Below are 25142 nucleotides of genomic sequence, written 5' to 3'. Positions count from 1 at the left end.
GGCCTCATGTCGAATCCGCTCGATAACCATGCCAGTGCCGAAGTCGCCGCGCGCGTCGAGCGCCGCTGGGCGACGCTCATGGTGGCGTTCGTCTCCCTGCTCGTGGCGGTGGTGGTGTTCACCGGTCTGCACTGGGCCATGATGCCGCCCTCGCGCGTGGAGCTCGTCAATCCGGAAACGCTGCACGTGACCGGCGAATTCGTCGAATCGAATCTCGGCAGCGCCGTGGAGACCGACGGCTCCGTGACGGTGCGCATTCTCGCACAGCAATACTCGTTTACGCCGCAATGCATCATCGTCCCGGCGAACACGCCCATTACGTTCCGCGCCACGAGCGCCGATGTCGTGCACGGCTTTCTCGTCACGGACACCAACCTGAACTCGATGGTCGAGCCGGGCTACATCTCGACATTCCGCACGACCTTCGACAAACCCGCCGACCACCTCATGCCGTGCCACGAATACTGCGGCACGGGCCACCAGGGCATGTGGGCCCACGTGAAGGTCATCGACAAGGATGCCTTCATGCAGATGGCGAACCAGGCAGGCAATTCAGCGCGGAGACTCAGCTGTGTTAAATAACAAGCGACTCGTACTCGCCCACTTCTGGCTCGCGTTCATCGTCTTCGGCGTGGCGCTGCTGCTCGGCGCGTGGCAGATGTTCGTGCGCAGCCCGCTGCACCCGTGGCTCAACGACCCCGAGCTGTACTACCGCTCGGTCACGGAGCACGGCACCGTGATGGGCTATGTGTTTCCCACGCTCATCGCCATGGGCTTCGGTTATTCGGTCACGGAACTCGCGCTCAAGCGCCCGCTCGTGGGCGTGAAGTGGGCCTGGCTCGGCTTCATCCTGCTCGCGCTCGGCGCAGTGACGGCCTCGGTGCCCGTGGCGCTCGGCCTGGCCTCCGTGCTCTACACGTTCTACCCGCCGATGATCGGCAACGTGTTCTATTACCTGGGCGTCGTGCTCGTCGTGGTGGGCTCGTGGGTCTGGGTCGCGCTGATGGGCGTGAACACCGCCAAGTGGAAGCGCGAGAATCGCGGCAAACCGCTGCCGCTCGCCATGTTCGCGACCACGGCGGGCGCGTATCTCTGGGGCTGGACCGCGGTGGGCGCGGCCATCGAAGTGCTGTTCCAGATCCTGCCGGTGGCCTTCGGCTGGCGCAATACGATCGACGCGGGCCTCGCGCGCGTGTTCTTCTCGTGGACGCTGCACGCCATCGTCTACTTCTGGCTCGTGCCCGCCTATATCGCCTACTACACGATCATTCCGCGCGCGATTGGCGGGCGGCTCTACAGCGACGTGATGGCGCGCATCTCGTTCATCCTGTTCCTCGTGGTGGCCATGCCGATCGGGATTCACCATCTGTTCACCGATCCGCAGGTGGGCTCGGGCTTCAAGTTCGTGCAGTCGGTGTTCACAGCGCTCGTCTCGGTGCCCACGCTCCTCACCGTCTTCACGATCTGCGCGTCGGTTGAAATCGCGGGGCGGCTGCGCGGCGGCAAGGGCCCGTTCGGCTGGATCGCGAAGCTGCCGTGGGACAACCCGCAAATGCTCGCTGTGGCGTTCTCGTTCGTCATGCTCGGCTTCGGCGGCGCAGGCGGCCTCATCAACATGAGCTATCAGCTCGACCAGACCGTGCACAACACGCAGTGGATCACGGGTCACTTTCACCTGATCTATGGCGGCGCGATCGTCATCATGTACTTCGCTATCGCCTACGACCTGTGGCCGCAGATCACGGGCCGCGCGCTCAACAACTGGCGCCTCATGCGCTGGCAGCTGTGGCTGTGGTTCATCGGCATGATCGTGACGACCTTCCCGTGGCACCTGGTCGGCTTGATGGGCATGCCGCGGCGCATGGCCTACTACGATTACAGCGACCCGGCGCTCGCGGGCCAGGGCGCGCTCGTGGTGCTCTCGGCAATCGGCGGATTGATCCTCGTGATTTCGGCGGTGCTGTTCTTCATCGTGCTGCTTCAGGGGCATCGCAGCGAGGCGGCCGCGCCCGAGGAATATCGCTTCAGCAAGCCGGTGCACGAGTCGGCCACGCTGCCGGTGGCGCTCAATAGCTTCGGGCTGTGGATCGTGTTGATGATTGCCCTCACGATCACCAACTACGGCTACCCGATCGCGCAGCTGCTGGCGACGCCCGAAACGGCCGTGCCCGCGATCCCGATTGGAGCGCAGCGATGAGCGACGAACGCCTGTTCTCGTTTCGCAATGTGTGGTTTCGCACGAGCGTGGGCGCGACGATCGTCGTGTTCGTCGTTGCCGTGCTGATCGGCTTCATCTGGTTGCCTTCCGCCAAGAGCGACCCGTATTTTCAGGGCGTCTGGACGGCGATCTGCAGCGCGGCCGGCGTGCCGCGCCAGTGGCATCCGGTCGAGTCGGCGGTCGCGCCGGACTACAAGTTGAGCCAGGTCGAACTCACGCCGCACATGCTCGATGGCGCGACGACGCTCTCGATTGGCCGCGGCGCGACGCTCGCCCTGCGCTGCACGATGTGCCATGGCCCGCGCGGCATCAGCATGGCCAATTCGCCGAATCTGGCGGGCCAGTTCGCCATCGTGGTCTTCAAGGAACTGCACGACTTCCAGACGGGCGCGCGCCAGAACGCGGTGATGTCGCCCATGGCGCGCGATCTGTCCGACGAGGACATGCGCGACCTCGCGGCGTACTACGCCTCGCTGCAGCCGATCGCGCACCTGCATGGCGGCGCGCCCGCCATCGTGGTGCACGGCGCGCCGCTGCGCAATATTCCCGCTTGCGCGTCCTGCCATGGCGGCGTGGACAGCAAGATCGGCAGCCCGTGGCTCGACGGCCTGCCGGCCGCGTACACGAAGGCCCAGTTGCAGGCGTTCGCGAACGGCACGCGCCATAACGATATTTCCGAGCAGATGCGCAACATCGCGCGCAACATGACGCCCGAGGAAATCGACGCGGCCGCCGCCTGGTACGCGGGCGAAACGCCGCCGAAGCAACCCTGACCACCCTGCGCGCGGGGCATGCGCGGTATGCAAATTGCGCGCCCTACACGTCCCTCACCTAACATCGTTACCCAACTTCGTTACCCAACCTCGCGGAGCGACATCATGCAAAAGACGGCATCGGCAAAATGGCACGGCGGCATCAAGGACGGACAAGGCACGATCTCGACGCAAACCGGCGTGCTCAAAGAAGCGCCCTATGGCTTCGCCTCGCGCTTCGAAGGCGGTCCCGGCACCAACCCCGAAGAGCTGATCGGCGCGGCGCACGCGGGCTGCTTCACGATGGCGTTCTCGCTCTTTCTCACCCAGGCGGGCTTCACGGCCGAAAGCATCGAGACGAAATCGACCGTCACGCTCGACAAGGTGGGCGAAGGCTTCGCCATCACGAGCTGCCAGCTCGACATGACCGCGAAGATTCCCGGCATCGATCAAGCGAAGTTCGACGAGCTTTCGAAGGGCGCCAAGGAGAACTGCCCGGTGTCGAAGCTTTTCGCCAACAACGCGAAGATCACGCTCAACGCGAAGCTCGTTTGAGAGACGGTCATGGCCATCCCCCATGCCGCGCCGGGTGAGGTCTTCGACGTACGGCCGCTAGGCGGCGCGCTCAAGAACACGAAGTCGACCACCCTGATCCGCGCGCAGCAACTCGAAGTCATGCGCATCGTGCTGCCGGCGGGCAAGCGCCTGCCCGAGCACAGCGTGCCCGGCGAGATCACGGTGCAGTGCGTGGAAGGCGTGATCCGCTTCTTCGTGAACGGCGACCCGCGCACCATGCACGCCGGCGACATGCTGCTGCTCGGCGGCGGCGAAACGCACGCGCTGGAAGCGCTCGACGACGCCTCCGTGATCGTCACGATTCATCTTGCCCATGGGGACAAGTGACGGCGTTTTCTGGCTGAGTGCAGTCTCGGTAGCAACAAAAAAAGGGGCGTGCCCGGGCGAATGCCTGCCACGCCCCTTTTGCATTCCGACGACGACGGGTTGCCCCGCCCCGCTCACTGCTTCGACGTCACCGGATCGTCGTTGAGCGTCTTCAGGAACGCGATGATGTCCTGAATGTCGCTTTGCGTCATCGCGGGCTTGTCGCCGAACTTGCGGTCGAACGGCGCATCGGTCACGTCCACGTTCTTCTGGAACTGCGGCGGGATATCGTCGTACTTGGCGATCTTGCCGTCGGGGCTGCGCGGATAGAACTTGCCCGGGTCCGTATTGCGATCGTTGTAGAACGCCATCACGTCGTCGAGGTTGTGATAGACGCCGTTATGGAAAAACACCGTGCGCGTGGCCGAGTTGCGCAGCGTGGGCGTGAGGAACATGCCGCAGTACTGCGTCTGGTCCTTGAAGTCCGAACGGAACGGGCCGCACACGCCCAGATCGAAGAAGTGCGGGTCCTTGTTCTGCGCGAGCTTGTTATTGCGCGGCACGCCCAGCGCCTCGTACTGGTAGTCCGTGAACATGGGCGGCAAGCCGTCGCGGCCGGGCTTCGAGAGGTGGCAGCCCGCACAGTTCGCCTTGTTCGGATCGTTGAAGAGGCGCAGGCCGCGCAACTCGGCTTGCGAGAGGCGCGCGTGGCCTTCGAGCCAGCGATCGTACTTGCTGTTATACGGATGGAACGACTGATCTTCCACCTGGTAGCGCGAGATCGCGAACATCGCCTCCGCCACGGCCATCTTCGGGTCGCCGAAGATTCGGTATCCGAATAGTTCCGTGAAGTGCTTTGCGTACGGCGCCTTTTCGAGCTTCGTCGCCACCTGCTCGATGTTCGTGTTCGCCATTTCCACGGGATTGAGCAACGGGCCATAGGCTTGCTGCTGCAGCGTGTCGGCGCGTCCGTCCCAGAAGAGGCCGCCCTGCGGCACCATCTCCACGGAAGTCGATGCGCCGCCCGCTACTTTCTGCGACTTCACGACGTCGGCAGCGGCGGTGGCCTGCTGGGCGACCGTCGGCGCGTCGTCGGCTTCGCCCTGGTCGGGTCCGATGCTGAAGTTCGGTTGACGGTACAGATACATGAGCGACGGCGGCGGGCGATAACCCTGCTGGTTCATCGCGAGGCCGCCCATCTGCACGTCATGCCCGTTGGGAGGACCGTAGGAACGATCGGGGCTATGGCACGAAGCACAGGACTGCTGACCGGAGCCCGACAGCGCCGGATCGAAGAAAAGCTGCTTGCCGAGCTGCGCCATCGCCGAAAGCGGAGCGACTGGCGGGCGCTGCAACACCACGGGGTGCGGATTCGCGCCGGTCAGGTTCTCGACGACCTCGCCCACGGCATCGGGCACGTTGGCCGGAAACGCCACGGCGTAGGCACAAAAACCCAGTGCGCCGACCGCGATCACGGCGGCGGCGGCGCGCAGCACGAGCCGCATGGGGCTCGCCGCGCTGCGCGGTTTGGGTGAGGAGGAGCCAGGCGAAGTGGAAAGCTCGGACATGATGCGATCTTTCTGTGCGTAATACGACGAAAAGGAAAAGCCGAACGCCGCGAGCACCCAGCGAACATCGAAGCTGGCGTGCAACGCGGCGAGAGCCACACGACGTGACTACGGCGCGAGGCCGGCCGCCCTGCACGCGCGCACCGCGCGCGTGCAGGCGATCGAACCTCGCGCCGGACGTCGATCACATCGACGGCGCGGAGCTCAACTGCGTGCCCTGCGTACCGTCGAGATACAACACCGGCAAATTACCCGTACCGCCAAGGTTGAGCAGCCCGCGCATGTCACCCGCGGCTGCATCGAACGAACCGCCGCCAAGACGTGCGCCGCCGAGCCAGTTGTCTTCGATGAAGCGCACGACCGACGCTTGATCGATGAACGTGTGGTCGACGTAGTTGGCCTTCGCCCACGGCGAGATCACGACGAACGGAATGCGCGTGCCCGGACCGCAGCGGCCGTTGACCGGCGCGCCCGCGATGCCCGTGGGCTGCGTGCCCGTGCCGCAAACACTGTTGCCGTTGAGCTGGTCGGCCGCGTTCAGCGACGAATGCACCGGTGCCATGTACTGGTGGTCGTACCAGCCGTCCGAGTCGTCATAGGTCACGACGACCGCCGTGTTCTTCCAGTCCGGCTGCTGCATCAGGAAGTTCACGACCTTGGTCACGAACTGCTGCTCGTCGAGCGGGTCCGAATAGCCCGCGTGCGCGTCCTGAGCGGCCGGCGCCTTGAGGAAGCTCACCGACGGGAAGTTGCCCGCCTTCACAGCCGCGAAGAAGTCGTCCGAGTCGTACTGGTGGTTGGCCGGGTCCAGCGTCTTGCCGTCCGTTTCGAGCGTCGAACCAATGGCCGCCGTCGAGCTCGGGCGCAAGTGCTGCGGGTTCGCCGTCGTCTTGAAGTACTGGAACCAGTTGTGGTGCGGGCTGTAATCGGCGGTCGCCGCGTTCACGGCCGTTGCGACCGTGCTGCGCAGGCAGCCCGTCGTGCCGTTGGCGTTGACCGTCTGCAGGTTGAAGCCGCCCATGAAGCCGCCCCACGTGATCTTCTGCGCGTTCAGCAGGTCGCCGATGTTCTGGGCGTTGATCATGCCCTGGTCGGTCTTGCTCGAGCACGTGTCGTAGCCCGGGTCCACGTCGCCCATCATCGTCAGGCCGCCTGCGCCGTCTTCGATGTAGTACGTGGGCACGGCCACCGTCGAAGGCAGCTTCGACGTGTTCACGAGTTCGAGGCCGTTGGTCTGGCCCGACACGACTTCGAGGGCGCCCGGCGTCGACGGACCGTAGGTCGTGGTCCATGCGTTGTCGCTCATCGCGAACTTCTGCGCGTAGTTCCACAGCGCCGTGACGGTGTTGCCGTCGTAATAGCCCATCACCTGGCCCTTCGTGCCGAAGGCGCCGGCGCCGCCGCTCGTGCCCTTACCCGTGTAGGTCGGGAACAGGTCGAGCAAACCGTTGTCGCCGGCCTGCTGCTCGGCCGTGTAGGCGTGGTTCTGGTCGGCCGTCGCGGCCTGCGTGCGGTCGAGACGGAACGGCGCCGCAGCGTTCGCGCCGTTGAGCGTCGTGCTCGCGTTGCCGTTCGAGTTGATCAGCGCGGCGGTGAGACCGTTGACCGTCGGCGTGCCCGAAGCGGCCGTGAAGGCCGGCTCGCCGCTCGGGTTCGTGGCGTTCGGGTAGGTCGCGAAGTAGTGGTCGAACGAAACGTTCTCGCCGTAGATCACGACGAGGTGCTTGATCGGCGTGGCCGTCGTCAGCGCGTCTTGCGCCGACACGGCAGCGGCTGCAGAAGTCCCCGAATTCGAATTGCTGCTGCCGCAGGCAAACAGAGCGGCAGCGAGGCCCGCACAAGGCAGGGCGAGTAGTGCTCGGCGATACAACATGTAGTTATGCTCCATCGATTGTTTGAGTTGCTTATTTTTAGAGTCCTGCGGACGCGGCGCGCACAAGTGCGCCCTGCCGCCACGCCTTCAGGCGGGCCCCGTGCATTCTGCGAACGGGCCCCCATGCGCCTTACATCAGAGCGAGCGCATTACAACATCGCAACATGACTACACGGCGACCGTTTAATTTCCGATTACTTTCATCGAATTTCAAAATCGAAAGAATCGTGCAAAGGACCGTGTGTGCGAGAGTCCAGATTCGGCCCTGGATTCGGAGCATGCGCAGGGCCGGGGTTCAGCCCATTGCACTCCGTGCGGCGCGAGCTATAACTGAAATCACAGTGCGGATGTTCTCTGCGCGCCCGCTCGCCCCTTCTTCTTGCGTCGCGCCGCACTGTGCCGCCCCCGAATGCGTGGGCGCGCTTCCTTCGTGAGCAGTGAGCTAAGACGTTCGGCAGCCGTGCGCTGCGCGCAGGCATCCCGACTTTCCAGATGAGTGTGCGGCTTAAGGCCATGCCTTTCGCTCGCGCGCACCTTCGCCGCGAACTCGCTTCGCAGCTATTGCGCAGTGACTCTGTCGCCGCCGCGAAGGCGCACTCACGAACTCGAGAAAGGAGGTTGATATGACATTACGCCTGGCATTGATCGCCACATGCGTGGCGGCCGTGGCAGCCGTTGCGCCCGGCACGGCGCGCGCGAAGGACGAGCCCGTTTCGCAGGAGCGCGCGCATCAGACGATGACCGATGACGCCGATGCTTCGGCTCAGGCCAGCACCGACATGTCGTACGGTGGCACGCCCGATACGCACAGCGCTTCGGGCCATCGCACGGGCAAGATGTGCTGGCCGCGTCCCGACTGCGACGTGTTTTCTGGCCACTGAGGTTTGGCCGCTGGGTTTTGGCCACTGCACCACGGCCGGTGAACGAGCGCCGATGAACCCGAGGCGGCGGCGCGCAAGATCCGCCGCCCTCGCCATTGAATCCTTCGACGCCTGCGCGCGGGCTTACCGCCGCTTCACGCGCGCCGGGCGAAGCCCACCGCGCGCCATGTAAACAGCGCGCCCGCCAGCATCAGCAGGCTCGTGCCGAGGAACACGGCGCGCATGCCCAGATGCCCGCCTACGAAGCCGCCGATCAACGGTCCGACCACCTGTCCCGCGAACTGCGCCGATACCGAATAGCCGAGCACGCTGCCCGCCGCATGGTCCGGCGCGCTGTGACGGATCACCGTCGCGATGCACGGCAGCAGCGCCGCGAGCGACACGCCCATGAGAAAACGCAGCGCGACGAGCTGCCAGCCCGCCGTGACGAACGCCTGCGGCACGAGCAGCAATGCCGAGGCCGCCAGCGCCACGACGATCACCTTCGCGTGCCCCACGCGGTCTGCCATGCGCCCGAGGCGCGACGCCGCGACGATGCTGCCGAGCGCCGCCGCCGACATCGCGAGGCCCGCGACGAAGGTCACGCGCGCGGGGTCGTGCACGAGCGTCGCCACGTACACGGTGATGATGGGCTCGATCGACATATTGGCGAGCATCAGCAGCATGCCGGTCACGAGCATGGCGACGATCGGGCGCTTGTCGGGCAGCGCCGACCAGCCGCCCTTTGGCGCTGTGTGCGCAACGCGTGGGGGGCGCGGCGCTTCCTTCACGAACACGCAGGTCGCAATGAAGGCCGCGAAGATCGTGGCACCCGCGGCCAAGAACGTCGCGCGCAAACCGATGAGCGGCGGCAGCGAGCCGCCCAGCAGCGGCCCGATGAGATTGCCCGCCATGACGCCCGACGACAGCACGCCGAGCGCCCATGCCGAACGGTGACGCGGCGTTTGCGTGGCGACGAGGATGGTTGCGCCCGACGAATAGCCGCCCGCGAAACCCGCGAGCAAACGCAGCGCGACGAGCTGCCAGATATTGCGCGACATGCCGATGAGCGACATCGTGATCGCCATGCCGAGGCTCGCGCGCACGAGCATGGGCTTGCGGCCGTAGCGGTCACCGAGTCGCCCCCACACGGGCGCAACGAGCGCAGCCGTGAAGAACGTCGCGCTGTACGCAATGCCCGACCACTGCACGATCGCCGCGTGACCGCGCACGCCCAGTTCCTCGACGTAGAGCGGCAGGAACGGCAGCATCAGCGTCATGGCGACGAGCGTCGTGAACGAGCCCACCACGCAGACCGCGAGATTGCGCTGCCAGTGCTGCGCGACAGCGGCTTCGTGCGGGTCTTCGGGCGGCGCCCGCTTCGTGCTGCTAACGGCAGGCGTTCCTGGGGGCGAAGAAGCGGGAGTCGAGTCGGACGCCCCGGCGCGATCGCGTGGCGGATCGTCGGGGTCTTCGGCGCGGGAGGTCATCGGCGGATTGAGGCAGCGGCGAGCAACGCGCTTCGCCCGCTTGCCGGGTGAAGTCGCTAGCGGCCTACATTAAGCGAAGCGCGCCGTGCCTGTCAATTTTTAAGCGTCCGCCGAAGATAGGTGTTCAGTCGCGCTTGCCGTCTATTGCACGGCGGTCTGCAACAGCCCTACCACGCGCTGCAGCGGCACGAGCACTTCGGTGTCGATGCCATAGAGCGGGCCAAGCGTCTGCGAAACGTCGCGATAGTCAAGCCGCGCGTGCCCTTCGTTGTCTTCCCAGATCACCATGCGCAGCGGCAACTCCACCGCCGCATGCGGGTTGGCCGCCATGACGGGCGTGCCTGCCTTCGGGTTGCCGAACAGGATGAGACGCGTGCGGCGCAGGTTGAGCCCCGCGGTCTCGGCAGCTTCGCGCTGGTCGACGTCGGCGAAGATATCCGCACCCGCCTTGGCCAGCGCGGTCTTCAGGCGCGCGATCGTCGTGTCGAAGTCGTGGGCGCTCTTGAGCGACAGCACGGACGAGGGATGTTGCCCGTATTCGGCCATGACAAACTCCTCCTTTGGCGCACGGCCCGCGCGAATGCGCGATGCATGCAACGGCACTTTATCCCAGAATTCACAGCGGATGATCCAGGGCGCGCGCGGGGAGGATTCAGGTGCACGGCTTCGCGGCACGCGTCTACTTCGCGGCGTGCGATTGGGTGTGCGATTGGGTGTGCGATCGGGCGGCGTGCGCCGCGTCGCGGGGCCACGCACGCCACCACACCCACGCCGCGCCTGCCGAGAGCACGGCGGCGATCAGCAGATTCTCACGCATCCCCGTGCCAATCGACCCGCGCCCTGCGATCATGGCGCCCGCCACGGCCACGCCAAACGCCGAGCCAGTCTGCCGCGCGGCGTTGAGCACGCCCGCCGCAATGCCGGCGCGGCCCTGATCGACCGTCGCCATGAGCGCCGCCGTGACTGCGGGCATGCACAGGCTCGCGGCAAAACCGATGGCCGGCAACGGCGTGGCCAGCACGTCGTAGCGCGTCGCCGTCCCACACGCCGCCGCGCCGAGATAGCCCGCTGCCGCGAGCAGGCACGCGAGCGCGACGAGTGCGCGCGGCCCGAGCCACGCTACCGCGCGCCGCGAAAGCAGACTGCCGAGCGGCACCACCACGGTAAGCGGCAGAAAAGCGAGGCCCGCGCGCAACGGCGCGTAGCCGCGCTCCTGCTGGAAATACAGGCTGAGGCCGAATAGCAGACCGTAGAACGTGAACGCCGAAATCATCGAGACCAGCACCGCCGCGCTGAACACGGGCTCGCGGAAGAACCCGAGCGGTAGCATCGGTTGCGCGCGGCGCTTTTCGAGCGCGACGAATGCGATCGCCGCCGCGCTCGCCAACGCGAGGCCGCCCGCGACGAGCGGCGCATGCCAACCCTGTGCAGGCGCCTCGATGATGGCCGCGTTGAGCAGCGCGAGCGCCGCGATGGCCGCGGCCTGACCCGCGAGATCGAGCCGGCGCGGCGCGCCTGAACGTGGCTGCGGCGCCACGCGCGCGGCCATGACGATGCCGGCGAGGCACACCGGCACGTTGAGGAGAAAGATGCTGCGCCAGCCAACGAGCCCGATCAGCACGCCGCCCAGCAACGGGCCCGCCGCCATCGCGACGCCGCCGAGGCCAGCCCAGACGCCGAACGCGGCGGCGCGCTCGCGCGCGTTGGTGCACGCGCCGTTGATGAGCGCCATGGAAGCCGGCACGAGCAATGCCGCACCCACACCCTGCACCACACGCCCGAGCGTGAGCAGCGCAAGGCTCGGCGCGGCGCCGCACAATGCCGAGGCCACGGTGAAGACCGCGAGCCCGGCCATGTAGACGTGACGTGCGCCGAGCCGGTCGCCGAGCGTGCCGCCCGAGAGCAGCAGGCTCGCGAACGTGAGCGTATAAGCGTTCACGACCCATTGCAGGCCGGACACGCCGCCCGCGAGACTTGCGCCGATGCGCTCCAGCGCGACATTGACGATCGAGGTATCGAGGATCACCACGACATAACTGATGCTCGTGGCCCAAAGCACCCGGCGTTGCTGTTCGCTGCTGTGCGTGTTGCGCGTGTTGCGCGTGTTGTGCGTCTGCATAGGCTCTCCCGCTGCGGCGGCGCGCATTGGCCGCCGGTTACGAGCCCAGTATCGGGCGCGCGGCCGGGGCGATGCTTCGATGCGTGTCGAAACATGCGACCCTGCTTGCGCGCTACGCTACGTGTATGTCCTGGAGAAACGCATGAATGGCATGAACATGCAGCCGAGGGTATCCGCCACGGCCTTTCTGATCGCCGACCCCGCGCGGGCCGCGATGCTGATGGCGCTCGCCGACGGCCGCGCCCTGCCCGCCGGGGAACTGGCTTACGCGGCCGGCGTGACCGCGCAAACCGCGAGCAGCCATTTGGCGAAGCTGCTGGACGGCGGCCTGCTCGCCGTAGAAAAGGAAGGCCGCCACCGCTACTACCGGCTCGCGGACGCCCAGGTCGCCACCTTGCTCGAAAACCTGGCGACAGTCGGCGCGCACGCGCCGGTGCGACGCAAGCCGCTTGGCCGCGAGGCGCAGAACCTGCGCTTCGCGCGCTGCTGCTACGACCATCTCGCGGGCCAGGTGGGCGTAGCGCTAACGGCGCGCCTCGCGGATACCGGGCTCATCACCGCCGAAGCCGACAAACGCTTCGCAGTGACGCCCGCGGGCGCGGCGTGGTTCGGCGAACTCGGTCTCGACGTCGCCGCGCTCAAGCCGGGGCGTCATGGCATTGCGCGCCAATGTCTCGACTGGACCGAACGCCAGCATCACCTGGCCGGGCCGCTCGGCGTGGCCTTTCTCACGCTGCTGTGCGAGCGCGGCTGGATGCGGCGCGCGAAAGCGTCGCGCGCGGTGCAAGTGACGCCGCGCGGCTGGATCGATCTGCGCGAGCGGCTGGGCCTGACACCCGAATTGCTAGCCGCCCACGCAGATGATTCGAATGACTAACTAATCTCGCCTCGTCACGCCGCGAGAAACCGCTGCGCGAGCCGAACCCAGCACGCCGCGCCAAGCGGTAGCACGTTGTCGTTGAAGTCATAGCCGGGGTTGTGCACCATGCAGCCGCCGAATTCCCCTTCGCCGTTGCCGAGCAGCAGGTAGCAACCCGGCACCGCGCCCAGCATCCACGCGAAGTCCTCGCTGCCGTTCAAGCCCTTGGGCGCCTGCATGACCACATTGTCCTCGCCCACCAGCTCCGCGCAGACCTGCTGCGCGAGCGTGGTTTCTTCCGGCGTGTTGACCATCGGCGGCGTGAGTTGCCGGTAGTCGATCAGCGCCTCTACGCCGTGCGCCTGTGCCGTGAGCGCCACGATCTCGCGCACACGCGCTTCCACGAGCGCACGCGTTTCGGCGCGCGCCGCGCGGATGTTCAGGCCGAGCGTGACCGTCTCCGGAATCACGTTGTGGGTCGCGCCGCCGCGAATGAAGCCCACGGACACCACCGCGGATTCGTCGGGCGCCACGTTGCGCGCCACGATGGTTTGCAGCGCGGTCACGAGCGCCGCCGCGGCCACGATGGGGTCCTTCACGCGGTGCGGCATCGCGCCGTGGCCGCCCACGCCCTTGAGCGTCACGTCGGCCACGTCCGATGAAAGGCTCACCGACCCCGGCAGCACGCGGAACGTTCCCGCCGGCACCCCAGGCATGTTGTGCAGCGCGTACACGGCGTCGCACGGAAAGCGCTCGAAGAGGCCGTCTTCGATCATCGCCTTCGCGCCGCACAGGTTCTCTTCGTCGGGCTGGAAGATCAGGTTGAGCGTGCCGTCGAAATCGCGCCGCTCCGCCAGCGTTTTCGCGGCGGCAAGCAGGATGGCCGTGTGGCCGTCGTGGCCGCACGCGTGCATTTTGCCGGGCGTCTGGCTCGCATACGGCAGGCCCGTGTTCTCGACGATCGGCAGTGCGTCCATGTCGGCGCGAATGCCAAGACGCCGCTTGCCGTCGCCCACCTTGAGCTGCCCCACCACGCCGCTCTTGCCGATGCCGGTATGCACCTCGTAACCCCACTTCTCCAGCAGCATGGCGACGAGCTTCGCCGTTGCGCCCACTTCGAAGCCTAGTTCGGGCTGCGAATGAATCTGGCGGCGAATGCCGATGAAAGTCTCGGCGTCGATCTCGATCTCGGGCAGCAAGGTGGGCAGCAACTGGAACGGGGTGAGCGACGGTTCACGTTTCATGAGGATTCCGTTATTCGTGTGATGGATCGAAAGGCGGGAGACTGCGAACCACGCATCGTCAGCCGACGCGCTGCTCGCGAATCGCGCCGATGGCGAACAGCGAGATGAACCCGCAAACGACGAGGTAGATCGCAGGCGACAGCGGATTACCGGTTTTCGCGAGCAGCCACGTGACGATGAACTGCGAGCTGCCGCCGAACACCGTCACGCCCACGCTATAGATGACCGAAAGGCCGCTCGCACGCACATTGGCGGGGAGCATTTCCATCAGCATCAGCAGCATGGGCGTGGAGCCGAGATTCGCGGCGGCGGTGATCATGACCGAGAGCGCGAGCACGAGCGGCACGCTCGGCATGCGCGTCATCAGCCAGAACGCGGGCACGATGGCCACGATGTTGAAGAGCAGCGCGCCCAGCACGAGCCGCTTGCGGCGCGCGAGGCGGTCGGCAAGACGCCCCGAGACGAGCGAGGCGACGAGCATCGTGAGGCCCGTGGCGCAGCCCGACAGCAGCGAGAGCGAGGGCGGCATCTTGAGCACGCGGATCATGTAGGTCGGCATGAAGAACACCACGAGATACATGCCCACCGTGCCCGCCGTGATCGAGAGAATGCCGAGGCCCACTTTCGCGCCGTGCTCGCGCATGAGCGTGCCGAGCGGGCTGGGTGCGTCGGGCTCGGCCTCGTGGGTTTCGTCGAGTTTCGCGCGGATATAGAGGCCCACCGGCGCGATCAGGAGACCGCCCAGGAACGGCAGACGCCAGCCCCAGTTCTCCAGCGCCTGCGGCGAGAGCGTGGCGTAGAGCACCGCGCCCGTGAGCGCGCCGACGAGCGCCGCGATGCCCTGGCTGCCCAGCTGCCAGCTCACGCGAAAGCCGCGCTGCCCCACTTCGCCCGATTCCATCAGCATGGCCGTAGAAGCGCCGATTTCACCGCCGAGCGAGAAGCCCTGCAGGAGCCGCCCCGCGAGGATCACGAGCGAGCCCATCACGCCGGCCTGCGCATAGGTAGGCGCAAGCGAGATGCACAGCGTGCCCGCCACCATCAGCGCGATGGTCAGCGTCATGGCGGCCTTGCGCCCGCGCCGGTCGGCGTAGCTGCCGATCACGAGGCCGCCCAGCGGGCGCATGAAGAAACCGATGCCGAACGTCGCCACGGCGAGCAGCAGCGAGCCGTAAGGACTGTCGGAAGGGAAAAAGAGCCGGCCGATCAGGAGCGCGAAAAAGCTGTAGACCGTGAAGTCGTACATTTCGAGCGCATTGCCGATCGAGCACGCGGCGATCAGGCGGAACTGGCTCTGGCGAGTGGCCGCGGGCGGCGCGATCGGGGCGGTGGCGCTGAGCGTTGCGTCATTCATGGCGGATCTCCGCGAGCGGTGGAGCGATAGGAATGGGAACCGGCCGAACGATATTCAGGCCGCTCTCATTTTTGAAAGAAGTCACAAATTTTCATCTTGATAACCGGATGGAATCACAGCGAAACGCAACGGCCATCGCGTAAGCACACTGCGTTACAGCCCTCACATGACTAGACAAATTAACGAAACACCCCATTGAATACGCTCGACGCTGAGCCGGCAACGTAATGCCTCACCGCGAGAGCACGGATCTAGCGCAATTACAGGCGGCTTAACAGGGTTATCCATGAGCCCGGATTTCTGAAATTCCCTTGCGCTCAAATTCTTTTCTCTCCATGCTTGTCTATGCAAGTCGAACGAACGCAAGAACGTCCCCACGGGTCCACGATACCCACCGACAAAGGAGCATGGTCATGCAGGCGAAGTACACCCGGCTGGCAAAAGCGCTGATCGGCGCTGCACTCGGCGTCACGCTGCTTGGAAGCGGCAGTGCCGGCGCGAAGGAATGGAAAAGCGTGACGATCGCGCTCGACGGCAGCTATGCCCCCTGGAACCTCACCCTGCCCGGCGGCAAGCTTGGTGGCTTCGAACCCGAACTCGTCGAAAACCTGTGCGCGCGTGCACAGATTCAGTGCAAGCTCGTGGCGCAGGACTGGGACGGCATGATTCCCGGCCTCCAGGCCGGAAAGTTCGATGTCCTGATGGATGCGATCTCGATCACACCCGACCGCGAGAAGATCATTGCCTTCTCGAAGCCCTATGCGGCTACCCCGGCAACGTTCGCCGTGTCCGATCCGAAGATCCTGCCGAAGGGCGGCCCGAACACGACGCCCCTGAAGCTCGACGCCGACTCGCGCAGCAACGCGCCCGCCATCGAGTCGATGCGAAAGGCGCTGAAGGGCAAGACGATCGGCATCCAGTCGGGCACCGTCTATACGGGCTTCATCAACGCCAACTTCAAGGACGTCGCGTCGGTGCGCGTGTACAAGACCGCACCCGAGCGTGACCTCGATCTCACGAACGGCCGCATCGACGCCACGTTCGACGACGTGACCTACTACACCGCCAACGCCGACAAGTCGCCCGTGGTGATCGCCGGCACGATGATCTCCGGCCCGATCTGGGGTCCGGGCGAAGGCCTCGCCTTCCGCAAGCAGGACGCCGACCTGAAGGCGAAGTTCGACACCGCGATCACGGCGGCGCTCGCCGACGGCACCGTGAAGAAACTCGCCCTGAAGTGGTTCAAGACCGACGTGACGCCATAAGCGCCGCATCCTGGCCGTACGCGCGCCGCTTCTGGCGCGCGCCTTCGCTTCCCGACCCGCCTGGATCCAAGCCATGTCTCTGTTATCGCTATTCAACACACTCGGCCTCGGGCCGGACGGCTGGGGTAGCGTGCTGCTCCTCGGCGCGTTGATGACCGTTGTCCTGACGCTCGCCGCACTGGCAATCGGCGCGGTGTTCGGTGCGCTCATCGCTGCCGCGAAACTCTCGCGCCTGCGCGTGCTGCGCGTCTTCGGCGACTTCTACACGACCGTCTTTCGCGGCGTGCCCGAACTGCTGGTCATCTATCTGTTCTATTTCGGCGGCTCCTCGCTGGTCACCACCGTCGGCCAGTGGTTCGGCGCCGAAGGTTTCGTGGGCGTGCCGCCCTTCGCCGTCGGCGCGTTCGCCGTCGGCATGATTTCGGGCGCGTATCAGGCCGAGGTCTATCGCGCAGCCGTGCTCGCGGTGGCGCGCGGCGAACTCGAAGCCGCTCGCGCAGTCGGCATGCCGACGCTGACCCTGTTCCGGCGCATCCTGATCCCGCAAGTGCTGCGCTACGCGTTGCCCGGCATCGGCAACGTCTGGCAACTGAGTCTCAAGGACTCCGCACTGATTTCGGTCACCGGGCTCGCCGAGCTGCTGCGTGCAAGCCAGATCGCGGCCGGCTCGACGCATCAGTACTTCCTCTTCTTTGTCGTTGGCGGTCTGCTCTATCTCGCCATGACGGGCCTGTCGAACCGCGTCTTCGGTCGAGCCGAAGCGATCGTCGGCCGCTCATTCAAGCGCAACTTCGCGCGCAACTGATCCGGGAGCGCTCAATCATGACTATCGATTTCGCGTTCCTGCTCGACACGATGCGCCAGCTCATCGGCGCGGTGCCAACAACGCTCGGTCTTTTCTTCGCGTCGCTCGTGCTGGGCGGCCTGCTCTCGCTCGTGATCGTCACGATGCGCGTCTCGCCCCACTGGCTGCCGAATCGCTTTGCACGCGCATACATCCTCGTGTTTCGCGGCTCGCCGCTGCTGATCCAGATGTTCCTCGTCTACTACGGCCTCGGACAGTTCGGCGTGATTCGCGAAAGCTTTCTGTGGCCGGTGCTGCGAGAGCCCTATGTCTGCGCAGTCCTGTCGCTCGCGCTGTGCACGGCGGGATATACGGCCGAAATCATCCGCGGCGGCCTCATGGCCGTGCCCGTCGGGCAAATCGAAGCCGGTTACTCGATCGGCCTTTCCGGCTTCGCCCTGCTGCGCCGCGTGATCGGGCCGATCGCGCTGCGCCAGTGCCTGCCCGCGTATTCGACGGAAGCGGTGCTGCTCGTCAAGTCGACGGCGCTGGCCAGCCTCGTCACGGTTTGGGAAGTGACGGGCGTTGCGCAGCAAATCATTCAGCAAACGTATCGCACCACCGAGGTGTTCACCTGCGCGGCGCTGATCTATCTGTTCCTGAACTTCGTCGTCGTGCGCGTGATCGGCTTCGTCGAACAACGCCTGTCGCGCCACCTGCGTGCGGCGCCGCCCGCCGTAAGCAAGCCCGCCGCGCCGCTCGAAGCTCGCCGCGCCGCATCGTGACCCGCCGCCTTATCTGGAGAGATTGATGAATACCTCTACACCCATTGCGCTGTCGGTGCGCAACATCCACAAATCGTTCGGTGACCATCACGTCCTGAAGGGCATTTCGCTCGACGCTCACGAAGGCGACGTGATTTCGATTCTCGGCGCGAGCGGCTCGGGCAAGAGCACGTTCCTGCGCTGCCTGAACCTGCTGGAGACGCCGGACGACGGTTCGGTCGCGCTCGCGGGCGAGGAACTCAAGATGAAGCGCCGCAGCGACGGCAAACTGCAACCGGGCGACCGGCGCCAGGTCGACCGCGTGCGCTCGCAGCTCGGCATGGTGTTTCAGAACTTCAACTTGTGGTCGCACATGACCGTGCTGGAGAACCTGATCGAAGGGCCGATGCGGGTGCTCAAGCGCAGCCGCGCCGAGTCGATCGAAGAAGCCGAAGCGCTGCTCGCCAAGGTCGGTCTCGCGGACAAGCGCGGCCACTATCCGGCGCATCTGTCGGGCGGCCAGCAGCAGCGTGTCGCGATTGCGCGCGCGCTTGCCATGCATCCCAAGGTCATGCTGTTCGACGAACCGACCTCGGCGCTCGATCCGGAGCTGGTCGGCGAAGTGCTGCGCGTGATGCGCACGCTCGCCGCCGAAGGCCGCACGATGCTCGTCGTTACGCACGAGATGGGCTTCGCGCGTCACGTTTCGAATCGCGTGATGTTCCTGCATCAGGGCCAGGTCGATTCGGACGGCACGCCAGACGAGGTCTTCGGCGAACTGAAGTCGGAGCGCTTCCGGCAGTTCGTATCGAGCCATCAGGACCGCAACGCTCACTGAACCCACGCGACGCACACGCTCTCATGACAATCGTACGTACCCAGAATCCGCTCGACTGGCGCGCCATCGCCGCCGTTGCCGCAGGCGAGCCGCTGCTGCTCTGCGCCGATGCGCAGGCGAACATTCGTAGCGCCCGTGCGCTCGTCGAACAGATCGTCGCGCGCAGCATCCGCGCGTATGGTGTGAACACAGGCGTTGGCGCATTGTGCGACGTGGTCGTCTCGCAAAACGAACAGCACGACCTCTCGCACAACATCCTGATGAGCCACGCGGTCGGCGTAGGCGAGCCGCTCGGCGCAGAGGAAACGCGCGCGATCATGGCTGCCGCCATCAACAACTTCGCACATGGACATTCGGGTGTGCGACTCGAAGTCGTCGAGCGGCTCGCCACGCTGCTGGAGGCGAATTGCCTGCCTGAAGTGCCAGCGTTCGGTTCCGTCGGCTATCTGAGTCACATGGCGCACATCGCGCTCGTTTGCGTGGGCGCTGGACACGTGCGCTGGAACGGCGAGCGCCTGAGCGGCGCACAAGCCCTGCAGCGGCTCGGCTTGCAGCCCCTGTCGCTCGAAGCGAAGGAGGGACTGAGCCTCGTGAACGGTACGCCGTGCGTGACCGGGCTCGCCGCGCTCGCCCTGCACCGCGCCGAGCGCTTGCTCGACTGGGCGGACGTCGTTGCTGCGATGAGCTTCGAGAATCTCGGCGGCCAGATCGCCGCGTTCGACACCCATTCGCTTGCGTTTCGTGTGTCGCCGGGCCTGGCCCGCGTGGGCGAGCGCCTGCGCGCGGCACTCGCCGGCAGCTCGCTGCTCGAAGCGTCTCTCGGGCGGCGCACGCAAGACCCGCTCAGCGTACGCACGATTCCGCACGTGCACGGCGCCGCGCGAGACACATTCGCCGCAACGGCCGAAGTCGTGAACCGCGAGCTGGCCTCGGTGACCGACAATCCGATCGTTGCCGGCACGCCGGAATCGCCCCGGGTGTACTCGCAGGCGCATGCGGTCGGCGCCTCGATCGCACTCGCCATGGACAGTCTTGCCACCGCGATTGCGCAAGTTGCGGCGATGGCCGAACGCCGTCTCGACCGTCTGGTGAACCCGCTCGTGAGCGGCCTGCCCGCCTTCCTCGCGCACGCATGCGGCACGCGTTCGGGTTTCATGATCGCGCAGTACACGGCGGCGTCGCTCGTCGCGCAGAACCGCCGTGAAGCCGCACCCGCGAGTCTCGACGGCGGCGTGACATCGGGGCTTCAGGAAGACCATTTGTGCCACGCAACGCCGGCCGCGCTGAAGGCGCTCGCGGTCATCGAGAACAGCAACCGCATTCTCGGCATCGAACTGCTCGCTACGGCGCAAGCCTACGATCTGCAGCCGCTCGCTGCGGCGCGCGCGCCCTACACGGACGCGCTTTACGCCAGCGTGCGCGCCACGCTGCCGACCTATCGCGACGACCGCCCGCTCTCGGACGACATGACTTTCGCGTTTCGCCTCGTGGCCGACGGCGCACCGCCGCCGCTTCCCGGCCCGACGGGTGACGGCGCGAGGACCCGCTCGCGGGAAACGGAGCTGGACACGCTTCCGGTCGTGCACCATGCGGTGCGCAATGCGACAGCCCCGGCGGGAAGCGCGGTTCACGGCACTGTCGGCGTCTGAAGCGAGGTCAGCCATGAACGCGCCCTCTTCGCTCATCGACACTTCGACGCGTGGCGCGACAGCGCACAAGGTCGCTCCAGCTTATGAACAGATCAAGCGCTACGTGGTCGATCGAATCACGGACGGGACCTGGAAGCCGGGTGAAGCCATTCCGTCCGAAACGGAGCTTGTCAAGGAATTCGGCGTTGCGCGCATGACCGTATCGCGCGCGTTGCGCGAACTGTCGGCCGAGCACGTGCTCAGACGCGTTCAGGGCGCGGGAACGTTCGTCGCGTCGCGCGACGTCGAATCGACGGTCCTCGAGGTCCGCAACATCGCCGACGAAATCGCCGCGCGCGGTCACCGGCACAGCGCGCGGGTGCTCACGCTGGAAGCAAGCTCGAACGATCAGGCGATGGCCGCACTCGAGCTTGGTGGCGGTTCCGTGTTCCATTCGCGTATCGTCCACTACGAGGAAGACGAAGCGATTCTGTACGAGGACCGCTATGTGAACCCGCATGTGTTTCCGGGGTATCTCGAGCAGGACTTCACGCTCGAAACGCCGAATCACTACATGATGCGGCTCGCGCCAGTGCAACGCGCGGAGTTCCGCATCTATGCGCAAAAACCGGACGCGGATATCCGCCGCCATCTTGCGATGAATATCGGCGAGCCCTGCTTGCTGATGTGGCGGCGTACGTGGGTCGGCAGTGCCGTTGCGACGGCTGTCGAGCTTTGGCATCCGTCTTCGCGTTTTCATCTGGTCGGCAAGGTATCGGGATAACACCGGGGATAACACCGGGCATACCAGACTGCGCTCCGCGCCTCGCCAAGTCGTGCAACGTTTAGAATCTCTTCCGATTGGAGAACGTTGGAGCCCCACGGATGAAACTGCACCAGTTGCGCGTCCTGCTCGCGCTCGCGCAGCACGGCAGCATGCACGAGGCTTCGCGCAGCCTGCACATTTCGCAGCCGGCGCTTTCCAAGGCCATTGCGGAACTGGAGCGCGAACTGGGCGTGACGCTCATGTCGCGCTCGGTGCGCGGCGTGAGCCTCACGAATTACGGGCGCGCGCTCGCGAAGCGCGCGAGCGTGGTCGAACAGGAATTGCGCCACGCGCTGGAAGATATCGAAGGCATGCGCGGCCATGCCGAGGCGCAATTGAACATCGGCTTTTCCGCGGTGGCATCGAGCGGGCCATTGCCCGAATCCATCGCCGCGTTTCGCGCGCGCTTTCCGGGCGTGGAGGTGCATGCCTACGAAATGCGGCCGCAGCAGATACTCGAAGGGTTGCGCGAAGGCCGCCTCGACCTCGCGTTGATCTCGACGAACAGCGGCCCTGGCACGAGCGCGTTTCAGTGGGAGCCGCTCTTTTCCGTGGGCATGGTGCTCGCCACGCGCCCCGGCCATCCGCTAGCGGGTACGACGCGCCTGCGCGATCTGCTCGAGGCCGACTGGCTCACGCTCGACCCGCTGGACGATCCCGGCAGCCCGCTCGCGAGCCTCATGCGCCTCCATCGCCTCGAGATGCCGAGGCGCATCGTCCACAGCGTGTCGAACCTGCTCGGCCTGCAACTCGCGACCTGCACGGATGTGATCAGCATGTGGTCGGATTTCGTGTTCTACGGCATGAGCGGGCCGCTCGTCCTCAGGCGCGACGCGTTGCACACGCTGCCCATCCGCGACGAGTTGCCGGACTTCCATGTGTTCATGGTGTACCGGTCCACGGACCTGATGACCCAGGTGTGCACCGAGTTCAGCAAAGAGGTGCGCCATCGCTGCCGCACGATGGTCCCGCCGCGCGACGCCGCGCTCGGCACGGCGCGCACGCGCAAAACGACAGGCGCGGCAGCGAAGTAACGTTTAGAACGCTAGCGTTGCGAATTCCGGGGTTCAGCCCTGCGCTCGGGCTGTATTACGCACCCGCCTCGCGAGCCCGTGCGAGCACGTCGAGATTGCCCTCGCCGAAGCCGTGGTGGCCGCTGCGCTGCACGACTTCGAAAAAGATCTCGCCGGGATGGCGTTTGGCAAACGTCTGGAAAAAGAGCCTCGGCACGCCGTCGTCGCCAATCTCGCCATCGATCAGCACGTGACGCTTGCGCAAGGCTTCCAGGTCCACGCCGTGGCCGGGCAAACGCGCATCCACGGTGTCGTAGTAAGCGGGCGGCGGCTCGACGAACTCCACGCCATTGGCTTTGAGCGCATCGACGCTCGCGAGGATGTCGTCGCTGGCAAGCGCGATATGCTGCACGCCTTCACCGGGATGCTCGGGCAGATAGTCGTGCAATAGCTCCGTGCGCCGCGTGCCTTCCTCATAGACAGGAATGCGCAATTCGCCATCGGGCGACACCATCACGCGCGACTCCTCGGACACATGCCAGTTCGCGTTGATCTCGTGGATCTCGCGGAAATGCAGCAGGTCGCGGTAGAAGTCGAGCCATTCCCCTATGCGCCCCGCGCCCACCGTTTGCGTGAGGTGATCCACTCGCGTGAGGCCGGTGCCGCCGTGATCGAGATCGGTATGCGCCGTGGCGACGTCGATGGGCCGGAAGTCGATGTCGAAGATCGAAATGTCGCCCACGCCGCCGCGCTGGCCGCCGCGTCCGCGCCAGCGGTCGATGAAATAGAGGTGCGAATCCCCAATGCCCTGGATCGCGGGAATGTGCAGCTCCGCGGGCCCCAGGCGCTCGCCTTCGAACGCCCACGCGCCGAGCGAGATGGCGTGCTTGAACGCGCGCTTCGCATTGTCGACGCGCACGCCGATCGCGCAGATGCCCATGCCGTACTCCTGCGCGTAGCGCGCGGCGAACGAGTCGGGCTCGGCGTTCAGCAGAAAATTCATCCCGCCCTGGCGGTAGAGCGTGACCGCCTTGCTCACGTGGCGCGCGATCGCCTTGAAGCCGAACTGTTCGAAGCGGCGGCCGAGCTCGGCGGGCTCGGGCGCGGCGAACTCGACGAACTCGAGACCGGCCATGCCGAGCGGATTGTCCGCCTGCGGCGGAGGATTAGAGGGGCTGGACATGCAATAGGCTCCTGACGCAAGCGCTGAAACGGATGCTTCGCCGCCGCGCCGCAAACCTGGCGGGCGCGCGAAGCAGCGCGATTTTAACCATTTCGTTCATTTTGACGAAGACCGCCGTACGCGGGCGGTCCACGCGCCATCTCGGTGCAAACCCGCAAAGCGTTCGATAATCGCACGCACTTGGGCGATAATCGCGCAAAACGGCGCCGCCACGCATTGCCGGACCGCGCGGGCCGCCCTATGCTGCGTCTCACGTTTAGCGCATACCGCAGCATGGCACATGCGCAAAAGTCTGGAGACAACTCATGACCCCAAGCCTCGACACCACCGGCTCGCCCGACGCCGCCCCTCTTTCTCCGTCGCGCAGCCAGGCCCGCAAGGCGGCGCTCGGCAGTTTCGTCGGCGCGGTCGTCGACTGGTACGACTTCCTGCTCTACGGCATTGTCGCCGCGCTGGTGTTCAACGTGGCGTTCTTCCCGCAGGTCGGCAGGACGATGGGCACGCTCGCCGCGTTCGCGACCTTCGGCGTGGGCTTCCTGTTCCGGCCGCTCGGCGGCGTCGTGTTCGGCCACTTCGGCGACCGGCTCGGCCGCAAGCGCATGCTCGTCCTGACCGTCATGATGATGGGCCTCTCCACCGTCGCAATCGGCCTCTTGCCGACCTTTGCGACCATCGGCTGGTGGGCGCCCGTGCTGCTCGTGACGATGCGCGCGCTGCAAGGTTTCGCCGTGGGCGGCGAATGGGGCGGCGCTGCCCTCATGGCCGTAGAAAGCGCGCCGAGCGGCAAGAAGGCGTTCTATAGCAGCGGCGTGCAGGTGGGCTACGGCGTGGGCCTTGTGCTCGCCACCGGGCTCGTCGCGCTCCTGAGCCACCTGCTCGGCGAAGCGGCGTTCCGTTCGTGGGGCTGGCGTCTGCCCTTCCTCTTCAGCGTCGTGCTCGTGCTCGTGGGCCTGTGGGTGCGTTCGAGCATGGACGAGTCGCGCGAGTTCGTCGAGAAAGTCGAGCACGGGGACCGCAAGCTCAAGATGCCTGTGCTCGAAGCGCTCACGCGCCACCCCAAGGCCTTTCTGTACATCGTCGCGCTGCGCCTCGCCGAACTCTTCACGATGTATATCGTGACCGCCTTCGCGCTGAGCTATTCGACGACCAACCTCGGCATGTCGCGCGACCTCTTTCTCGGCATCGGCCTCTTCGTGGGCGCGCTGAGCTGCATCACGATCCCCTGCTTCGCGTGGCTCGCCGACCGCCTCGGGCTGCGCCGCATCTACCTCATCGGCGCGTTCATCGGCTTGTTGAGCGCCGTGCCGTTCTTCCTTGCGCTCGAAGCGCGGGCTACGCTCTGGATCGTGATCTTCTCGGTGATGCTCGCGAACATCGCCCACGACATGGTCGTGAGCGTGCAGCAACCGCTCTTCACCGAACTGTTCGGCGCGGAGTACCGCTACAGCGGCGCGGGCGTGGGCTACCAGTTCGCGAGCGTGGTGGGCGGCGGTTTCACGCCGTTCATCGCGGTGGCGCTGGTGGGCGTCGGCGGCGGTTCGTGGCACCTCGTCGCCGCGTATCTGGCGGTTGGCTGCCTGATCTCGCTGATCGTGGCGGCGCGCATGAAGCCGGAGTGAGCG

The 25142-nt window shown here is 65.9% G+C and carries 23 protein-coding genes; 15 read left to right on the top strand and 8 right to left on the bottom strand.

Annotation, left to right across the window (positions count from 1 at the left end):
- Positions 1–6 precede the first annotated feature (6 nt).
- The 5 genes from VSR72_RS14475 to VSR72_RS14455 all read left to right on the top strand — a co-directional run bounded on the left by VSR72_RS14475 (position 7) and on the right by VSR72_RS14455 (position 3873).
- Positions 7–582, top strand: coding sequence for a cytochrome C oxidase subunit II (locus tag VSR72_RS14475; protein WP_342953019.1), 576 nt, complete (start codon positions 7–9; stop codon positions 580–582).
- Positions 572–2197 carry a b(o/a)3-type cytochrome-c oxidase subunit 1 gene (locus VSR72_RS14470; protein WP_342953018.1) on the top strand — a complete coding sequence of 542 codons (1626 nt, stop codon included), beginning with the start codon at positions 572–574 and terminating at the stop codon, positions 2195–2197. Before VSR72_RS14475 ends, VSR72_RS14470 begins: the two co-directional genes overlap by 11 nt.
- Entirely contained in the window at positions 2194–2991 is a 798-nt protein-coding gene (locus VSR72_RS14465) for a c-type cytochrome (RefSeq protein WP_342953017.1), read from the top strand. The genes VSR72_RS14470 and VSR72_RS14465 overlap by 4 nt, the downstream gene beginning before the upstream one ends.
- Positions 2992–3096: 105 nt before the next feature.
- On the top strand, positions 3097–3525 hold the full coding sequence (locus tag VSR72_RS14460) for an OsmC family protein (RefSeq protein WP_042260258.1): 429 nt from the start codon (positions 3097–3099) through the stop codon (positions 3523–3525).
- Between the two features lie 9 nt (positions 3526–3534).
- On the top strand, positions 3535–3873 hold the full coding sequence (locus VSR72_RS14455) for a cupin domain-containing protein (protein WP_254315481.1): 339 nt from the start codon (positions 3535–3537) through the stop codon (positions 3871–3873).
- Between the two features lie 113 nt (positions 3874–3986).
- On the opposite strand, the gene VSR72_RS14450 is transcribed toward VSR72_RS14455, so the two are convergent.
- Both VSR72_RS14450 and VSR72_RS14445 read right to left on the bottom strand, forming a co-directional pair.
- Positions 3987–5357 carry a cytochrome c peroxidase gene (locus tag VSR72_RS14450; protein ID WP_342953232.1) on the bottom strand — a complete coding sequence of 457 codons (1371 nt, stop codon included), beginning with the start codon at positions 5355–5357 and terminating at the stop codon, positions 3987–3989.
- A 247-nt stretch (positions 5358–5604) separates the two neighbouring features.
- Positions 5605–7290 (bottom strand): alkaline phosphatase family protein, encoded by a 1686-nt coding sequence (locus VSR72_RS14445; RefSeq protein WP_342953231.1) that lies wholly within the window; start codon positions 7288–7290, stop codon positions 5605–5607.
- A gap of 626 nt (positions 7291–7916) precedes the next feature.
- Between VSR72_RS14445 and VSR72_RS14440 the strand changes: the two genes are divergently transcribed.
- Positions 7917–8174, top strand: a complete 258-nt coding sequence (locus VSR72_RS14440) for a hypothetical protein (protein WP_342953016.1) — start codon at positions 7917–7919, stop codon at positions 8172–8174.
- Positions 8175–8308: 134 nt separating this feature from the next.
- On the opposite strand, the gene VSR72_RS14435 is transcribed toward VSR72_RS14440, so the two are convergent.
- From VSR72_RS14435 to VSR72_RS14425, 3 genes are all read right to left on the bottom strand, one after another.
- Positions 8309–9643: a multidrug efflux MFS transporter gene (locus VSR72_RS14435; RefSeq protein ID WP_342953015.1), complete on the bottom strand. Its 1335-nt coding sequence runs from the start codon at positions 9641–9643 to the stop codon at positions 8309–8311.
- Between the two features lie 141 nt (positions 9644–9784).
- Complete coding sequence (locus VSR72_RS14430) at positions 9785–10189, bottom strand: DUF302 domain-containing protein (protein ID WP_342953014.1); 405 nt, start codon at positions 10187–10189, stop codon at positions 9785–9787.
- Positions 10190–10322: 133 nt separating this feature from the next.
- Complete coding sequence (locus VSR72_RS14425; protein WP_342953013.1) at positions 10323–11762, bottom strand: MFS transporter; 1440 nt, start codon at positions 11760–11762, stop codon at positions 10323–10325.
- A 142-nt stretch (positions 11763–11904) separates the two neighbouring features.
- Here VSR72_RS14425 and VSR72_RS14420 point away from each other — a divergent pair, with 142 nt between their 5' ends.
- Positions 11905–12639 (top strand): helix-turn-helix domain-containing protein, encoded by a 735-nt coding sequence (locus VSR72_RS14420; RefSeq protein WP_342953012.1) that lies wholly within the window; start codon positions 11905–11907, stop codon positions 12637–12639.
- 14 nt (positions 12640–12653) lie between these two features.
- Here VSR72_RS14420 and VSR72_RS14415 read toward each other — a convergent pair whose 3' ends face one another.
- Complete coding sequence (locus VSR72_RS14415) at positions 12654–13865, bottom strand: M20 aminoacylase family protein (protein ID WP_342953011.1); 1212 nt, start codon at positions 13863–13865, stop codon at positions 12654–12656.
- A 58-nt stretch (positions 13866–13923) separates the two neighbouring features.
- Positions 13924–15219 (bottom strand): MFS transporter, encoded by a 1296-nt coding sequence (locus tag VSR72_RS14410; protein ID WP_342953010.1) that lies wholly within the window; start codon positions 15217–15219, stop codon positions 13924–13926.
- Between the two features lie 413 nt (positions 15220–15632).
- Between VSR72_RS14410 and VSR72_RS14405 the strand changes: the two genes are divergently transcribed.
- The 7 genes from VSR72_RS14405 to VSR72_RS14375 all read left to right on the top strand — a co-directional run bounded on the left by VSR72_RS14405 (position 15633) and on the right by VSR72_RS14375 (position 22358).
- On the top strand, positions 15633–16484 hold the full coding sequence (locus VSR72_RS14405) for a transporter substrate-binding domain-containing protein (protein WP_342953009.1): 852 nt from the start codon (positions 15633–15635) through the stop codon (positions 16482–16484).
- A 73-nt stretch (positions 16485–16557) separates the two neighbouring features.
- Positions 16558–17289, top strand: a complete 732-nt coding sequence (locus VSR72_RS14400) for an ABC transporter permease subunit (RefSeq protein ID WP_342953008.1) — start codon at positions 16558–16560, stop codon at positions 17287–17289.
- Between the two features lie 17 nt (positions 17290–17306).
- Positions 17307–18053 carry an ABC transporter permease subunit gene (locus tag VSR72_RS14395; protein WP_342953007.1) on the top strand — a complete coding sequence of 249 codons (747 nt, stop codon included), beginning with the start codon at positions 17307–17309 and terminating at the stop codon, positions 18051–18053.
- A 25-nt stretch (positions 18054–18078) separates the two neighbouring features.
- Positions 18079–18870, top strand: coding sequence for an ATP-binding cassette domain-containing protein (locus VSR72_RS14390; RefSeq protein ID WP_342953006.1), 792 nt, complete (start codon positions 18079–18081; stop codon positions 18868–18870).
- Between the two features lie 23 nt (positions 18871–18893).
- On the top strand, positions 18894–20519 hold the full coding sequence (gene hutH / locus VSR72_RS14385; RefSeq protein WP_342953005.1) for a histidine ammonia-lyase: 1626 nt from the start codon (positions 18894–18896) through the stop codon (positions 20517–20519).
- Positions 20520–20532: 13 nt separating this feature from the next.
- Positions 20533–21282 (top strand): histidine utilization repressor, encoded by a 750-nt coding sequence (gene hutC / locus VSR72_RS14380; RefSeq protein ID WP_342953004.1) that lies wholly within the window; start codon positions 20533–20535, stop codon positions 21280–21282.
- Positions 21283–21383: 101 nt separating this feature from the next.
- Complete coding sequence (locus VSR72_RS14375; RefSeq protein ID WP_342953003.1) at positions 21384–22358, top strand: LysR substrate-binding domain-containing protein; 975 nt, start codon at positions 21384–21386, stop codon at positions 22356–22358.
- A 55-nt stretch (positions 22359–22413) separates the two neighbouring features.
- On the opposite strand, the gene VSR72_RS14370 is transcribed toward VSR72_RS14375, so the two are convergent.
- Positions 22414–23520, bottom strand: coding sequence for a VOC family protein (locus VSR72_RS14370; RefSeq protein WP_342953002.1), 1107 nt, complete (start codon positions 23518–23520; stop codon positions 22414–22416).
- A gap of 305 nt (positions 23521–23825) precedes the next feature.
- Here VSR72_RS14370 and shiA point away from each other — a divergent pair, with 305 nt between their 5' ends.
- Entirely contained in the window at positions 23826–25139 is a 1314-nt protein-coding gene (shiA, locus tag VSR72_RS14365; protein ID WP_342953001.1) for a shikimate transporter, read from the top strand.
- The last annotated feature ends 3 nt before the right edge of the window (positions 25140–25142 follow it).

Source organism: Paraburkholderia sp. JHI869 (assembly GCF_038900775.1).
Classification (GTDB): domain Bacteria; phylum Pseudomonadota; class Gammaproteobacteria; order Burkholderiales; family Burkholderiaceae; genus Paraburkholderia.
This window is presented reverse-complemented; position numbering and strand designations above follow the sequence as displayed.